The organism is Pedococcus bigeumensis, assembly GCF_006438965.1.
In the GTDB taxonomy this organism is placed as follows: domain Bacteria; phylum Actinomycetota; class Actinomycetes; order Actinomycetales; family Dermatophilaceae; genus Pedococcus; species Pedococcus bigeumensis_A.
In genome coordinates, this window is record NZ_RCZM01000006.1 from 213,924 (window position 1) to 229,022 (window position 15,099).

A 15,099-nucleotide genomic window follows, 5' to 3' on the forward strand; every position below is an offset into this window, starting at 1 on the left:
GACCTGCGCGATTCAGGTACTAGGACGTCCTACAACTACCCTTGGCGCATGCCAGCAACCCGGCTCATGCCCTCTGAGGAGGGTTACGACCTCATCGACCTGACGCGCGAGATCTGCGACAAGGAGCTCCGCCCCAAGGTCGACGAGGCCGAGCGGGCCGCCGCGACGGCCCCGGCCCTGCCCCGAGACGCCTTCCGCACCCTCGGTCGCGCCGGTCTGCTGTCGCTGCCCTACCCCGAGGAGTTCGGCGGTGGCGGCCAGCCCTACGAGGTCTACCTCCAGGTGGTCGAGGAGATCGCCTCCGCCTGGATGAGCGTCGCCATCGGCGTCTCGGTCCACTCCCTCACGTGCTACCCCGTGGCGAACTTCGGGACCGATGCGCAGAAGGCCGCCCTCCTTCCCGCGATGCTGAGCGGCGACCAGCTCGGCGCCTACTGCCTCTCCGAGCGCAACTCCGGTTCGGACGTCGCCTCGATGAGCGCCCGGGCGACGCCGGACGACCGGGGTCCCCGCGCTCAGCGCGGGGCAGCCGACCCCACGGCATACACGCTCAAGGGGACGAAGGCGTGGATCTCGCATGCAGGGCATGCGGACTTCTACACGAGCTTCGTCCGCACCTCCGACGACGGCGCCCGCGGGCTGTCCTGCTTCGTCGTGCCTGGTGATGCCGAAGGCATCGCCTTCGGCGCGCCGGAGAAGAAGATGGGGCTGCACTGCGACACCGTGAGCGAGGTGCACTTCGAGGGGGTCGAGGTGTCGGCCGACCGGCTGATCGGAGGGCCCGGGCAGGGCATGACGCTCGCCCTCTCGGCTCTCGACACCGGGCGCCTCGGAATCGCCGCAGCCGCAACGGGTTTGGCGCAGACAGCCCTCGACCAGGCTGTCGCCTACGCCAAGGAGCGCGAGCAGTTCGGGCGCCCGATCGGCGACAACCAGGGCTTGGCGTTCCTGCTCGCCGACATGGAGGCCGGCGTGACGTCGGCCCGCGCGGCCTACCTCCACGCCGCCCGCCTGCACGACGCCGGCCGCCCGTTCACCAAGGAGGCGGCCGTCGCCAAGCTGGTCTGCACCGACAACGCGATGCGCGTCACGACCGACGCGGTCCAGGTGCTCGGCGGCGCCGGCTACACCCAGGACTTCCCCCTCGAGCGCTACATGCGCGAGGCCAAGGTGACCCAGATCTTCGAGGGCACCAACCAGATCCAGCGGCTCGTCATCAGCCGCCAGCTCCTGAAAGGCTGAAACCCCTTGAAGATCACCGATTCCACCGTCGCCCTCGTCACCGGCGGGGCCTCCGGGCTCGGCGGCGCCACGGTGCGCCGCCTGCACGCCGATGGTGCCGCCGTCGTCATCCTCGACCTCCCCTCCTCCCCCGGCGAGGCGCTGGCCGAGGAGCTCGGTGACCGGGCGCGGTTCGTCGCCACCGACGTGCGCGACGAGGCGCAGGTCCAGGCCGCGATCGACGTGGCAGGCGAGCTCGGCACGCTGCGGATCGTCGTCAACTGCGCGGGTGTCGGCACTCCCGGCCGCGTGGTCGGCAAGCGCGGACCGCTGCCGCTCGAGCAGTTCGCCAACGTCATCAACATCAACCTGATCGGCACCTTCAACGTGCTCCGGCTCGCCGCGGCGGCGATGCTCGAGAACGAACCCGTCGACGCCGACCGCGGTGTCATCGTCATGACTGCGTCGATCGCCGCCTACGACGGACAGATCGGACAGGCCGCGTATGCCGCGAGCAAGGGTGGCGTCGTCGGCCTCACCCTGAGCGCCGCTCGCGACCTGGCAGACAAGGGAATTCGCGTCATGACCGTCGCACCGGGGACGTTCATGACGCCGATGCTCGCTGGCCTACCGCCTGAGGCGACGGCTGTCCTGGAGGCCCAGGTCCCGCATCCCTCACGACTCGGCAACCCCGACGAGTACGCCAACCTCGTGCGCCACATAGTCGACAACGGCATGCTCAACGGCGAGGTCATCCGGCTCGACGGCGCCCTGCGGATGCCCCCGCGCTGAGCGGCTCACCGGGCGAGACCCCGGCAATAGCCACCATGGGTGGCAGCGCCCGTGCCACACTCGCACCGCCGCGCGCGGGGCTCATCGTTCCCGTGCAGGGGTGGATGGGGGTGCCGGGTGGGCGACGAGCGGTGCTTCCAGACCACGGCTCCGGAGGCGTGGTTCGGCTGGGGTCTGTCGGCCGCTGGGGTGGCCGTGATGGCCACCGTGCTCGCCGTGGTGCTCGTGGTGCGTCCCGACCCTGTTTCCGGCCTCCAGGCCCGCACCTGGTCAGGCCGACTGCTCATCCTGATCAGCATCGCCCCCCTCGTCATCAGCCTCGTGGGTCTCGCGGGACGGCCGCGTGACGAGGCCTACGCGATGGTCAGACAGACGTTCGTCGTCCTGCTGGTGATTGCACCGATCCTCGGCGTGGCCTTCTGGCGAGCACGGGCGGTCCGTCAGGGGCGGCCGCTGACCCAGGTCCAGCAGGTCGTCCTGGCTCGCGCTCGGGTCGTGACGATCGTCATCGCGGCGAGCGCGGCCGTGGTCGCCATCGCCATCTTCGCGGCATACGAGGGCTCGGCGGTCGAGGTCGACTGCTCGACCCTCCAGACCTAACCGAAGGGCCCGCTTAACCCTCGGCGAGCACCCTCGCGAGGTCCTCGCGTGAGTGGATCCCGAGCTTGATGTAGACGTGGCGCAGGTGGTACTCCACGGTCTTCGGGCTGAGGAACAACGCCACCGCGGCCTCCCGGCTGGTGCGGCCCTGGGCCAGCAAGGTGGCGATCTGGCGCTCCTGGGGCGTCAACGCCGCGATCACCCCCACCCCGCGACGCTGCGCCGTCTCGCCCGTCGCCTCCAGCTCGACTGCTGCGCGGTCGGCCCACGGGGCGGCGCCAAGGTGCTCGAACGTGACGAGGGCCTCCCGCAGCGGGATGCGGGCGTCGACCCGCCGGCGGGACCGACGCAGGACCGACCCGTAGGCCAGCCTGGTCCGGGCCGACTCGAAGGGGTCGGGGGTCAGCGCGTGCAGGCGCATCGCCTCGAGGAAGTCGGCCTCCCCGTTCGCGAGCCCGTGGGCCACGCCCAGCGCCCGGTGGGCACGGGCCAGCGCCCAGGGCTGCCCCTTCGCCCGTGCGGCGGCGAGGAAGTCGTCGGCGATCGTCATGGCCTCTCCCGGCTCGCCGAGCTGCCGGAAGCACTCGACCAGCTCAGGTCCCGGCGAGAGGTCCGGGTCGGTCACCCCCAGCTGCGCGAGCTGGTCGGCCAGCGCCTGGTACGCCTCCTTGGCCGCCTCGGGGCGTCCGGTGGCGGCCTCGAGGTCGGCCGCCGCGAACGCCGCCCACACCATCGCCAGCTGGGCCGAGTGCAGCGTGCCGAGCCGCACCGCCTCCGCGCCGTGGAGCACGGATTCGTCTGCGCGACCCTGGCGGGCGAGCAGCCACGCCAAGCCCGCGTTGGCCAGCGCCAGGTCGGTGTCGTGCCCCGTCTCCTGGGCGAGCCGGATCGCCTCGACGTAGCCGGCTTCGGCATCCGCCCACCCGTCAGACCCTGCGTGGTCACGGGCGATCAGGGTCAGCAAGAAGGGCAGCATGCCTACCGCCGCGACGGTCCGGATGGTCCGCACTGCGTCGCCCATGGCGGCCCTGGCCTCCCCGGCCTCGCGCAGGAACATCGGACCCAGCAACGCCCACCGGAACCGCCACTGGTCGCTCTCGGCACCGGCGTCTGGAGGTTCGGCCATCGCTGACCTGATGAGGTCGGCGCCGCGGTCGGCTCGCCCACCGAGGACAAGGGCGAACCCTGCCGCCATTCGCCCGACGCGGCGTGCCGTCAGTGACGCCAGCGGCCCGGTCAGGCTGGTCAACTGCTCGGCCGCGCGCAGAGCCGAGGCCAAGTCGCACAGGTAGAAGCATGCCTCCACGGCATCGGCGAGCAGCACGGCTGCCGCATCGGGGTCGTGGGGTGCCGCATCCGCAGCCGCGGCGAACAGCAGGTCCCTGGCCTTTTCCAGTGAGCCGCAGCGAACCTCGATGGATCCCAGCCGGCCCAGCGCGAGTGCGCGGTCCAACGGCGTCGCTGCCAGGGCCAGCGACTGTCGCAGCAGCCCGGTGGCGTGGTCGGTGGCGCCGGCCAGCCACGCCTGCTCACCGGCCCTCAGGAGGCGTGCGCCGCGCAGCCCCGCATCGGCCGTGTGCGCGGCGGACCTGACCAGCTGCGCCGAGGCCACGGCGTTGGCCCCCCTGCGGCCGGCGTCCTCTGCGGCGGCGTCGAGCAGCGCTGCTGCGGCGTCGTCGGGCCCGACGGCAGCCTCGGCCAGGTGCCACGCGCGGCGGTCCACCTCGCCGGGCTCCACCGCTGCTGCCAGCAGGCGGTGCGCCTCCCGTCGCGCACCCGCGCCGGCCTCCCCGTAGACGGCGGCACGGACCAGCGGGTGGCGGAACTCGACGGCGCTGTCGGTCAGCCGCACCAGGCCCGCCGCCTCGGCCTCCTCAAGGGCGGCCAGACCGACCCCGGCCGCCTGGCAGGCGCGAGCCAGGGCTGCGAGGTCGTGGTTGTCGGTGGCCGCGAGGAGCAGGGCCGAGCCCGCCTCCGGCGACAGCGCGAGCGCCTTGCGGGAGTATGCCGCGAGCAAGGTTCCGGTGAGCGCGACCGGGGTGTCGGGTGGGGCCGCTGCGAGCCGTTCGGCCTCACCGGCCAGGTCGAGGATCGCCAGGGGGTTGCCCCCGGTGGCCTCGTGGAAGCGGGCGAGCCGGGCCTGCGTCCAGCGCTCCGGCCCTGCGCTCTCGAGCAGGGTGCGGGCGCCTTCCACCGTCAGCGGGCCCAGGTGCAGGGTGGGCAGGCTTGCGAAGGCCGACTCGTGGTCGGGACGCAGCGCGACGACGACCGCGATCCGGTCACTGACCATCCGCCTGGCCGCGAAGGCGAGCGCCTGCGCGGAGGACTCGTCGAACAGGTGCCCGTCGTCGATCACGACGGCAAGTGGGGCCTCGTCGGCCGCTCGGGTCAGCAGGCCCAGCACCGCCGCGCCTACGGCGAACCGCGCGGGCGTGGGGCCGCTGCGCACCGCGAGCGCGACGGCGAGCGCCTCCGCCTGTGGGCCGGGGAGCTCGTCCAGCAGGGGCAGCAGCGGGGCGCAGACCTGGTGCAGCCCGCCGAAGGTGACCTCGCGCTCGGCCTCGACCCCACGAGCTGAAAGGACCCGCATCGCGGTGGCCCGGGCACGAGTATGGGCGAGCAGCCCCGTCTTGCCGATGCCGGGGTCACCCGAGATGACCAGCACACCGCTGTCCCCGACCCGGGCACCGGCAAGCAGCTGCTCGATGACCCGCTGCTCAACCTCGCGCCCCACGAGCACCTCGTCAGTGTGACCAGATCACTGCGAGATGACTAGGGGGGTCACCGGATTCGACCACCCCGCCCCCGGACCTAGCGTCTCGCAGGACAGCACCACCGCGGCGCGGGCAGGACGCGCCCGGATGGACCCGCACGACGCAAAGGACACCACCAAATGACCACCATCCACGAGGCTCCCGCCCTCGACGTCGACAAGCTGATGGCTTTCGTCTTCAAGGCTGTCGACGAGGTCGGCGCCACCCTCAACACCGCGCTGGTGGTGATGGGCGACAAGCTCGGTTACTACCAGGCGATGGCCGACTCCGGCCCGACCACCGCGTCGCGGCTCGCCCAGGACACCAGCACCGACGAGCACTACGCACGGGAGTGGCTCAACGCCCAGGCCGCCGGGGGCTACGTCGAGTACGACGCGACCACGGGGCACTACACGCTGCCGCCCGAGCAGGCGGCGGCGCTCACTGACCCCAGCAGCCCGGCATACCTGCCCGGGTTCTTCCAGATCGCGCTGGGCACCACCCACGACACGGACAGCGTCCTGCAGGCCGCTCGCAACCAGGCGGGCGTGGGCTGGCACGAGCACACCGGGGACGTCCACGACGGCTGCGAGCGGTTCTTCCGCACGATGTACAACGCGCACCTGGTCGGCGAGTGGCTCCCGGCCCTCGACGGCGTGGTCGCCAAGCTCGAGCGCGGCGCCCGGGTGGCCGACATCGGCTGCGGCTACGGCGCCTCGACGATCATCATGGCGCAGGCCTTCCCGAACTCGACGTTCGTCGGCTCCGACTACCACGAGGCCTCGATCGCGGCGGCCCGGCAGCGTGCGCAGGATGCGGGCGTCGCTGACCGGGTGACGTTCGAGGTTGCCTCGGCGACCGCCTTCACCGGCACGGAGTTCGACCTCGTCACGACCTTCGACGCCCTCCACGACATGGGTGACCCCGTCGGCGCGGCCAAGCACGTGCACCAGGCGATCGCGCCCGACGGCACCTGGATGGTGGTCGAGCCGATGGCCGGCGACACGGTCAGTGACAACCTCAACCCGGTGGGCCGGGCCTACTACGGCTTCTCCACGCTGCTGTGCACGCCGTCGTCGCTGGCCCAGGACGTCGGGCTGGCGCTGGGCACCCAGGCCGGACCGGCCAGGATCCGCGACGTGGTGACGACGAGCGGGTTCTCGAGGTTCGCCTCGGTGGCCCAGACGCCCTTCAACCGGGTCCTCGAAGTCCGACCCTGACCCGGTCGCAGGGGAGCAGACTGAACCGATGGGACCACACCCGCAGGCACCGGCGACCGAGCCGGACAGCACGGGCACCGTCACCCGCGACGGCGTCACGCTCGACTACGCGGTCTATGGCGGGGGAAGCACCACCGTCTTGCTCATGCCGACCTGGACGGTGGTGCACTCCCGCTTCTGGAAGGCCCAGATCGGTTACCTGGCAAGGCATTTCCGCGTGGTCACCTTCGACGGGCGGGGGAACGGCCGGTCCGACCGGCCGGTGGGCGCGGCGGCCTACACCGACGAGGTGTATGCCGCCGACGCCCTGGCCGTCCTCGACGCCACCGACACCGCGCGGGCCGTCGTGGTGGGGGTGTCGTGGGGGCTCACATGGGGCCTGCACCTGGCTGCCGGGCACCCCGACCGCGTGGCGGGGCTCGTCGGCCTCGGCGGGTCGACCAACGTGGACATCCCGCGGACAGGGCGCGACGTCGTCGAATGGGACGGTCCCTCAACGAGCACCGAGGGATGGGCGAAGCACAACCGCCAGTACTGGTTGGAGGGCGGCTACGGCGACTTCCTGGAGTTCTTCTTCGGCCAGATGTTCAGCGAACCCCATTCCACCAAGCAGATCCAGGACGCCGTCGGCTGGGCGCTCGAGACCACGCCGCAGGCCGTTGCCGACGCGAGCTCGGGCATGCACGGCTTCGACGGCATCGAGGTGACACCGATCGAGGAGGTCTGTGCTCGCGTCAGCTGCCCTGTCCTCCTGGTCCACGGCACCCAGGACGCGATCTCACCCGCCGCGGTCAGCCAGCGCATCGCGGAGCTGACCGGTGGGTCGGTCGTGCTGCTCGAGGGCGCTGGCCACGGGCCGTCGGCCCGCCACCCCGTGGTCGTGAACCACCTCATCCGCGACTTCGCCGAACGGTGCGACGGCTCTCCAGCGGCGACCGTGGCCGCGGTCCGCCCCACCTGGACGCGGTCCGGGCGGCGCAGGCGGCGCGCGCTCTACCTGTCCTCCCCCATCGGGCTGGGTCACGCCCGCCGCGACCTCGCCATCGCCGACGAGCTGCGCAAGCGCCACCCCGACCTCGAGATCTCCTGGCTGGCCCAGCATCCTGTGACCACGGTGCTCGAGCGGGCCGGCGAGCGCGTCCACCCCGCGTCGGCCTGGCTGGCCAACGAGTCGTCCCACATCGAGCACGACGCGGGCGAGCACGACCTGCACGCCTTCCAGGCGATCCGGCGGATGGACGAGGTCCTGGTCCAGAACTTCATGGTCTTCGACGACGTCGTCCGCGGCGAGCAGTACGACCTCGTCATCGGTGACGAAGCCTGGGACCTGGACTACTTCCTGCACGAGAACCCCGAGCTCAAGCGGTTCCCCTTCGTGTGGATGACCGACTTCGTGGGCTGGCTGCCGATGCCCGAGGGCGGTGCCGCCGAAGCCGCGCTCACCGCCGACTACAACGCGGAGATGCTGGAGCACCGGGCGCGGCACCGGTGGGTGCGCGACCGCTCGATCTTCGTCGGGTCACCCGGCGACGTGGTGCCCGACTCCTTCGGGCCGGGCCTGCCGGGAATCCGCGAGTGGACCGAGGCGAACTTCGACTTCGCCGGCTACGTCACCGGTTTCGACCAGACGGAGGTCGCCGACCGCGACCGGCTCCGCACCGATCTCGGGTATGCCGCGGACGCGCCGGTCTGCGTGGTCACCGTGGGTGGTTCCGGGGTGGGTGCGCCCCTGCTCAGGCGCGTTCTCGACGCCGTGCCGCTGGCGCGGCGGCAGGTCCCGGAACTGCGGTTCCTCGTCGTGACCGGGCCGCGCATCGACCGAGAGGTCCTGCCCCGACGACGGGGCGTGACGGTGCGCGGCATGGTGCCCGACCTCTACCAGCACCTCGCAGCAGCAGATCTCGCGGTCGTCCAGGGCGGCCTCACCACGTGCATGGAGCTGACCGCGAGCCGTACCCCGTTCCTCTACGTCCCGCTGCGCAACCACTTCGAGCAGAACTTCCACGTGCGGCACCGGCTGGAGCGGTACCGCGCTGGGTCGCACCTGCCCTACGAGGAGGCAGCTGACCCGGACGGCCTGGCCGCTGCGATCGTCGCGAACCTCGGCAAGGCCGTGGACTACCGACCCGTGGAGGACGACGGCGCCGCAAGGGCCGCAGGCCTGATCGCGGAGCTCATCTGAGCTCGTACTCCAGCCGCACAGGGAACGGGACGAAGGTCTCGGGCTCCTCCTTGCCGGTGGGCCGCCAGCCCAGCCGTTCGTAGAACCGGCGCGCCCGATGGTTCTCCGCGAGGCACCACAGCCGGGTCGAGGGAACCTCGGCCATCAGCGTCCTGGCCAGTCCCGACGCCCACTGGTTGGTCCTGACGGCAAGGTGCAGCAGGGTGTCCTCGTCGAACGCGGCGAACGCCGTCAGCCCCTCGTCGTCCTCGCTGACCAGCGTCGTGACGTCGGGGTCGGCGAGCACCTCGCGCCACCGGTCGAGGACGAGCTGGTCCGGGTACGGGTGCTGCTCCGGAGGAAAGACGTGGGCCAGGGCGACGAGGTTCGCGGCCTTCTCGAGGTCCCTCAACCCCACCGCGTCGCTGCCCGTCGCCCGCCTGAACATGGCTGCCATGCTGCCACCGGTCGTAGCCGGAGATGGGAACCGGCCGACCTCTTGCGCGAGGCGGCCGGAATGGGTCAAGATCAGCGGACCTCCTTCGGGAGGCCAGTCTCCTTCGGGAGACACGAGACCCGGCCAACTCATACTTGGCCGGGTCTCACCTTTTGTAACAGGGGAACCCGGCCCGGCCGGTAACCGACACGCGTCAGCCAGGTAAACACTGAAACGACGTCTCGGGTGGGCCGCCCGCAGGTGGCGCGGCTAAGGCCCCGTCAGACGGACTGGACGAACGCGTCTTCGAGGATGTCGAGGCCCTCCGACAACAGGTCGTCGCCCGCCGACAGCGGCGGCAGGAACCGGAACACGTTGCCGAAGGTGCCACAGGTCAGCGTCACCAGACCGGCGGCGTGGCAAGCCTTGTTGATCCGGCCGGTGAGGTCGGCATCGGGCGTCTTGTGCTGCAGGTCGCTGACCAGCTCGACGGCCAGCATCGCCCCACGGCCCCGGATCTCGCCGATCACGTCGTACTTGTCGGCGAGCGCCTCCAGCCTCGGCCGGAACAGTGCCTCGACGGCCCGCGCCCGTCCGGCCAGGTCGTCGACCTTCATCGTCTCGATGGCGGCCAGCGCGCTCGCGCAGGCCACCGGGTTGCCGCCGTAGGTCCCACCGAGGCCGCCGACGTGGATCGCGTCCATGACGTCGGCGCGACCGGTGAGCGCCGCGAGCGGCATGCCACCGGCGATGCCCTTGGCAGTCGTGATGAGGTCGGGGACGACGTCCTCGTGGTCGGAGGCGAACCAGTCCCCAGTGCGGCAGAACCCGGTCTGCACCTCGTCGGCGATGAACAGGATGCCCTGCTCGGTGCACCAGTCGGAGACCTTCTTCATGAAGCCCGGCGCCGGCACGATGAAACCGCCTTCGCCCTGGATCGGCTCGAGGATGACGGCCGCCGTGTTGTCCTCCCCCACCTGCGAGTGCACGAGGTCGACGAACTCGGCGAACGCCTCGTCTGCGCAGTTCTCCGGGCCCGTCGGCCAGCGGTAGGGGTAGGCCATCGGCACGCGGTAGATCTCGCTCGCGAACGGCCCGAACCGGTGCTTGTAGGGCATGTTCTTGGCGGTCAGGCCCATGGTCAGGTTGGTCCGACCGTGGTACGCGTGGTCGAACGCCACGACGCCCTGGCGGCCGGTGAAGTGGCGGGCCACCTTGACGGCGTTCTCGACCGCCTCGGAGCCGGAGTTGAAGAGGGCAGAACGCTTTTCGTGCGTGCCGGGTGTCACCTCGGCCAGCACCTCGGCCACCTCGAGGTACTCCTCGTAGGGGGTCACCATGAAGCAGGTGTGGGTGAAGTCGTTGATCTGCTTCGTGACCGCGTCGATGACGCGCTGGTTGCCGTTGCCGACCGTGGTCACCGCGATGCCGGAGCCGAAGTCGATGAGCTGGTTGCCGTCGACGTCGCGCAGGATCCCGCCCGCCGCCTGCTCGATGTAGACGGGCAACCCGGTGCCGACGCCGGCTGACACCGCGGCGAGCTTGCGTTGCTGGAGGGCCTGGCTCTTGGGGCCGGGGATGCTGGTGGCGAGGATGCGCTTCTGCTCGAGCATGCGCCGAGCATACGACCGCCTGCTCGCGGCCCGCACGGGTCCCGGGCGGTGCGTTTCAGCGGCTGCGCAAATCGGGTGAAGGCCGCCCTTTCGCGTGGACCCGACAAAGGTGAGGTATGCCGCGGGCATGGCACCGCGGCATACCCGCCCGTAGCGTTGGGGCATGGCACCCCCCGCGAAGTCGCCCGCGATCGTCCTCGAGGTCGGGGACCGCGACGTGCGGATCACCAACCCGGACCGCGAGTACTTCCCCGCGCGGGGCGAGACCAAGCTCGACCTGGTCAACTACTACCTGTCGGTCGGCGACGGGATCGTCAACGCGCTGCGGGAGCGGCCGTGCATGATGCACCGGTTCCCCAAGGGGATCGAGGGCGACAAGGTGCACCAGAAACGGGTGCCGCACGGTGCGCCGCTGTGGCTCGAGACGGTGCGCGTCACCTTCCCGCGCTACAACCGCAAGGCCGACGAGCTCTGCGTCACCGAGCTGGCGCACGTCATCTGGGCGGTGCAGATGTCGACGGTGGAGTTCCACCCCTGGAACAGCCGCCGAGCAGACGTGGAGAAGCCGGACGAGTGGCGGATCGACCTCGACCCCGGACCGGACTGCCCGTGGGACCGGGTGCAGCGGGTGGCCCACGTCGCCCACGAGGTGCTCGACGAGCTGGGGGCGGTCGGCTGGCCCAAGACCAGTGGCGGTTCGGGGATGCACATCTACGTGCGGATCGCCCCGGAGTGGGGCTTCAAGGACGTGCGTCGCGGCGCCCTGGCGTTCGCCCGTGAGGTGGAGCGGCGGATGCCCGACGACGTCACCACCACCTGGTGGCGCAAGGACCGGGACCCTGCAGACCTGTTCGTCGACTACAACCAGAATGCCCGCGACCACACGATCGCCGCCGCCTACTCGGTGCGCGGCAACGCGATCGGGACGGTGTCCGCGCCGATCCGCTGGGACGAGGTGGACGACGTCGCGCCGGACGACTTCACGATCGCGACGATGCCCGCGCGATTCGCCGAGCTGGGCGACCTGCACGCGGGGATCGACGACGCGGTGTTCGAGATCGACCGGCTCCTCGAATGGGCCGAGCGTGACGAACGCGACGGGGCTGCCGAGCCGCCCGAGCCCGACGCCACCGAGCCCGACTGACGCTGTCCGCAGATCTGTGCACAGATGACTGACATCTCCGCATCTGCGGAGGTAGGGTCAACTCCATGCCGCAACTACGGATCAAGGACGCCTCCAGCTTTCTGGGCGTGAGCGATGACACCGTGCGGCGCTGGGTCGACAGCGGGGCCCTCGAGGCCCAGACCGACGAGGCCGGCCGCAAGGTCATCGACGGCTACCAGGTCGCCCTGCTGGCCCGCGAGCAGGCGCACACCGTGGCCGACCCCTCGGGGGTGGGTCGGTCCGCGCGCAACCGGTTCGTCGGTCTGGTCACCGACATCAAGCGCGACACCGTGATGGCCCAGGTCGAGATGCAGTGCGGCCCGTTCCGGGTGGTGTCGTTAATGAGCTCAGAGGCCGTCGACGACCTGCGGCTCGAGCTGGGCTCGGTGGCCATAGCCGTCGTCAAGTCGACCACCGTCATCGTCGAGACCCCCCAAGGAGCGTCATGAAGCTGCGCCGTGGAAAGCTCTCCGTCCTCGCGGTCCTGGCCGTTGCCGGCCTGGTCCTCACCACTTCGGGCTGCGGGTCCGACGACGAGGCGCCGCAGGGGGGCGCCACGTCGTCGGACACCAGCTCGAGCTCACCGGCCCTGTCCGGTGAGATCACCGTCTTCGCGGCGGCATCGCTGAAGAAGACGTTCACCGAGATCGGCGCCGAGTTCGAGAAGGCCTACCCGGGCACGAAGGTGGCCTTCAACTTCGCCGGCTCGTCCGACCTCGTCGCCCAGATCCAGCAGGGTGCCCCGGCCGACGTGTTCGCATCGGCCGACACCAAGAACATGGACAAGGCGACCGGTGACTCACTGACCGCGGCCGACCCCGTCAACTTCGCTTCCAACACCCTCGAGATCGCCGTGCCCCCGGGCAACCCGGCCAAGATCGCCACCCTGGCCGACCTGGCCAATTCGGGGGTCAAGGTGGTGCTGTGCGCTCCGGCCGTCCCGTGTGGTTCCGCTGCGGCCAAGGTGGAAGCCGCCGCCAAGATCGACATCAAGCCGGTCAGCGAGGAGCAGTCCGTCACCGACGTCCTCGGCAAGGTGACGGCTGGCGAAGCCGACGCCGGCCTGGTCTACGTCACCGACGTCAAGGGCGCGGGCGACAAGGTCATGGGTGTCGAGTTCCCCGAGTCCTCCAGCGCGGTCAACACGTATCCGATCGCAACCCTCAAGGCCAGCAAGAACGCCGCGCTGGCCGACGCGTTCCTCAAGGCGGTCACGGGCGACCCGGGTCAGGGCATCCTCGCCACCGCCGGGTTCGCCAAGCCGTAGCCTGCCTGTCGTGCCCCTGGTTGCCCCCACACCGCGAGGACGACCGCGGCTGGGACTGCCCGCCTGGGTGTTCGTCCCCGCCGCGGTCGGGGCGTTGTTCGTCGTCCTCCCCCTCGTGGCGATGCTCACCCGCATCGAGTGGGCCAGCTTCGGCACCCTCATCACCTCCGACTCCTCGCGCGCCGCCCTGGCGCTGAGCCTGCGGACCTCGGTGGCCAGCACCGTGCTGTGCATCGTGTTCGGTGTGCCGATGGCGCTCGTCCTCGCTCGCACCGAGTTCCGCGGCCAGTCGATCGCGCGGTCCCTCGTCCTGCTCCCCCTCGTCCTGCCTCCCGTGGTCGGGGGCATCGCGCTGCTCTACACGTTCGGCCGCCGCGGCCTGCTCGGCCACACCATCGAGGTCCTCGGGCTGCAGATCGCCTTCTCCACAACAGCGGTCGTCATGGCCCAGACCTTCGTCGCCCTGCCGTTCCTCGTGGTCAGCCTCGAGGGTGCGCTGCGCACCGGTGGCCAACGGTTCGAAGAGGTCGCCGCGACCCTCGGAGCGCGCCCGACGACGGTCTTCCTGCGGGTGACGCTCCCCCTGGTCCTCCCCGGCCTCGCGTCCGGTGCTGTGCTCGCCTTCGCCCGGGCGCTGGGTGAGTTCGGCGCCACGATCACCTTCGCCGGCAGCCTCCAGGGCGTCACCCGCACCCTGCCGCTCGAGATCTACCTGCAGCGCGAGACCGATCCCCAAGCAGCAGTGGCACTTTCGCTGGTCCTCGTCGTGGTGGCCACGGTCGTGATCGCACTGACCCGGCGCTCGAGGACTGCGCTGTGAAGCTCCACGCGCAGCTCAGCCTGCCGGAGCGCTCCGTGGACCTCACTCTCGCCGTCGAGGCCGGCCGCACCCTGGCTCTGCTCGGGCCCAACGGTGCCGGCAAGTCCACGGCGCTCGCCTCGATCGCGGGGCTGCTTCGACCCTTGTCGGGGCTGATCACGCTCGACGAGCGGACCCTGTTCTCCGGCAACGACTCCAGCAGCGGCGAGTGGGTGCCTCCGCACTCGCGCGGCGTGGCCCTGCTGGCGCAGGAGGCGCGACTGTTTCCGCACCTCTCGGTGCTGGACAACGTCGCCTTCGGTCCGCGCAGTGCCGGTATGCCGCGTGGCCGGGCCCGCGAGCTGGCTCGCGAGTGGCTTGCCCAGGTCGACGCCGAGGAGTTCGCCGACCGGCGACCGGCGGCCCTCTCCGGAGGCCAGGCCCAGCGGGTGGCCATCGCCCGCGCGCTGGCCACCGAGCCTCAGCTGCTTCTGCTCGACGAGCCGCTCTCCGCCCTCGACGTCGAGTCCGCCCCCGCGATCCGCCAGCTGCTGCGCCGGGTCCTCAAGGACCGCAGCACCATCCTGGTCACCCACGACATCCTCGACGCGGTGCTGCTCGCCGACGACGTGGCCGTGCTCGAGTCCGGGATGGTGGTCGAGCAGGGACCCACGTCACGCGTGCTCACCCGGCCGACCAGTGGCTTCGCCGCGCGCATCGCGGGACTCAACCTCGTGCGCGGAACCGCCTACGGGACAACGGTTTCCACGTCGGCCGGGCTGCGCATCGAGGGTCTCCCCGAGGAAGCGCTCGGGGAGGGGCAGGCGGCCGTGGCCGTGTTCAGCCCCAACGCCGTCGGGGTCTACCGCGAAGCTCCCTCGGGCAGCCCGCGCAACGTCGTCCGGGGGACGGTGACCGACCTCGAACCGCACGGCCACCAGGTGCGCGTGCACACGGCATACCTGTCGGCGGACATCACCCCGGCGGCACTCGCGGAGCTTGCGATCGGCCCCGGTGACGAGGTGGTCTTCACGATCAAGGCGAGCGAGGTCGCGGTCTACGCCGCGTGAGC

General features: G+C 71.1%; 13 protein-coding genes. 10 read left to right on the top strand and 3 right to left on the bottom strand.

Features of this window, described 5'->3' with window-relative positions:
• Positions 1–48 precede the first annotated feature (48 nt).
• The 3 genes from EAH86_RS17415 (at position 49) to EAH86_RS17425 (ending at position 2,613) form a co-directional block, all read left to right on the top strand.
• Entirely contained in the window at positions 49–1,242 is a 1,194-nt protein-coding gene (locus EAH86_RS17415) for an acyl-CoA dehydrogenase family protein (protein WP_140743090.1), read from the top strand.
• Positions 1,243–1,248: 6 nt separating this feature from the next.
• Positions 1,249–2,013 carry a 3-hydroxyacyl-CoA dehydrogenase gene (locus EAH86_RS17420; RefSeq protein ID WP_140743092.1) on the top strand — a complete coding sequence of 255 codons (765 nt, stop codon included), beginning with the start codon at positions 1,249–1,251 and terminating at the stop codon, positions 2,011–2,013.
• Positions 2,014–2,130: 117 nt separating this feature from the next.
• Positions 2,131–2,613, top strand: a complete 483-nt coding sequence (locus EAH86_RS17425; RefSeq protein ID WP_140743094.1) for a hypothetical protein — start codon at positions 2,131–2,133, stop codon at positions 2,611–2,613.
• A 13-nt stretch (positions 2,614–2,626) separates the two neighbouring features.
• On the opposite strand, the gene EAH86_RS17430 is transcribed toward EAH86_RS17425, so the two are convergent.
• The gene (locus EAH86_RS17430) at positions 2,627–5,353 is read right to left on the bottom strand and encodes a LuxR C-terminal-related transcriptional regulator (protein WP_140743096.1); all 2,727 of its coding nucleotides are present in this window, start codon (positions 5,351–5,353) and stop codon (positions 2,627–2,629) included.
• A gap of 153 nt (positions 5,354–5,506) precedes the next feature.
• Here EAH86_RS17430 and EAH86_RS17435 point away from each other — a divergent pair, with 153 nt between their 5' ends.
• Positions 5,507–6,586 carry a class I SAM-dependent methyltransferase gene (locus EAH86_RS17435; RefSeq protein ID WP_140743098.1) on the top strand — a complete coding sequence of 360 codons (1,080 nt, stop codon included), beginning with the start codon at positions 5,507–5,509 and terminating at the stop codon, positions 6,584–6,586.
• A 28-nt stretch (positions 6,587–6,614) separates the two neighbouring features.
• Entirely contained in the window at positions 6,615–8,768 is a 2,154-nt protein-coding gene (locus EAH86_RS17440; protein ID WP_140743100.1) for an alpha/beta hydrolase, read from the top strand.
• Here EAH86_RS17440 and EAH86_RS17445 read toward each other — a convergent pair.
• On the bottom strand, positions 8,761–9,195 hold the full coding sequence (locus EAH86_RS17445; RefSeq protein ID WP_206665873.1) for a GNAT family N-acetyltransferase: 435 nt from the start codon (positions 9,193–9,195) through the stop codon (positions 8,761–8,763). The two genes, EAH86_RS17440 and EAH86_RS17445, sit on opposite strands and share 8 nt — an antisense overlap.
• Before the next feature lie 269 nt (positions 9,196–9,464).
• Entirely contained in the window at positions 9,465–10,796 is a 1,332-nt protein-coding gene (gene gabT, locus EAH86_RS17450) for a 4-aminobutyrate--2-oxoglutarate transaminase (protein ID WP_140743104.1), read from the bottom strand.
• A gap of 163 nt (positions 10,797–10,959) precedes the next feature.
• On the opposite strand from gabT, the gene ligD reads away from it, so the two are divergent.
• The 5 genes from ligD (at position 10,960) to EAH86_RS17475 (ending at position 15,097) form a co-directional block, all read left to right on the top strand.
• On the top strand, positions 10,960–11,940 hold the full coding sequence (ligD, locus tag EAH86_RS17455) for a non-homologous end-joining DNA ligase (protein WP_140743106.1): 981 nt from the start codon (positions 10,960–10,962) through the stop codon (positions 11,938–11,940).
• A gap of 65 nt (positions 11,941–12,005) precedes the next feature.
• Positions 12,006–12,410, top strand: coding sequence for a TOBE domain-containing protein (locus EAH86_RS17460; protein ID WP_140743108.1), 405 nt, complete (start codon positions 12,006–12,008; stop codon positions 12,408–12,410).
• Positions 12,407–13,228, top strand: coding sequence for a molybdate ABC transporter substrate-binding protein (modA, locus tag EAH86_RS17465; protein WP_140743110.1), 822 nt, complete (start codon positions 12,407–12,409; stop codon positions 13,226–13,228). The genes EAH86_RS17460 and modA overlap by 4 nt, the downstream gene beginning before the upstream one ends.
• A 16-nt stretch (positions 13,229–13,244) precedes the next feature.
• Complete coding sequence (locus tag EAH86_RS17470) at positions 13,245–14,048, top strand: ABC transporter permease (RefSeq protein WP_425325235.1); 804 nt, start codon at positions 13,245–13,247, stop codon at positions 14,046–14,048.
• Positions 14,045–15,097, top strand: coding sequence for a sulfate/molybdate ABC transporter ATP-binding protein (locus tag EAH86_RS17475; RefSeq protein WP_140743112.1), 1,053 nt, complete (start codon positions 14,045–14,047; stop codon positions 15,095–15,097). The genes EAH86_RS17470 and EAH86_RS17475 overlap by 4 nt, the downstream gene beginning before the upstream one ends.
• Positions 15,098–15,099: the final 2 nt, after the last annotated feature.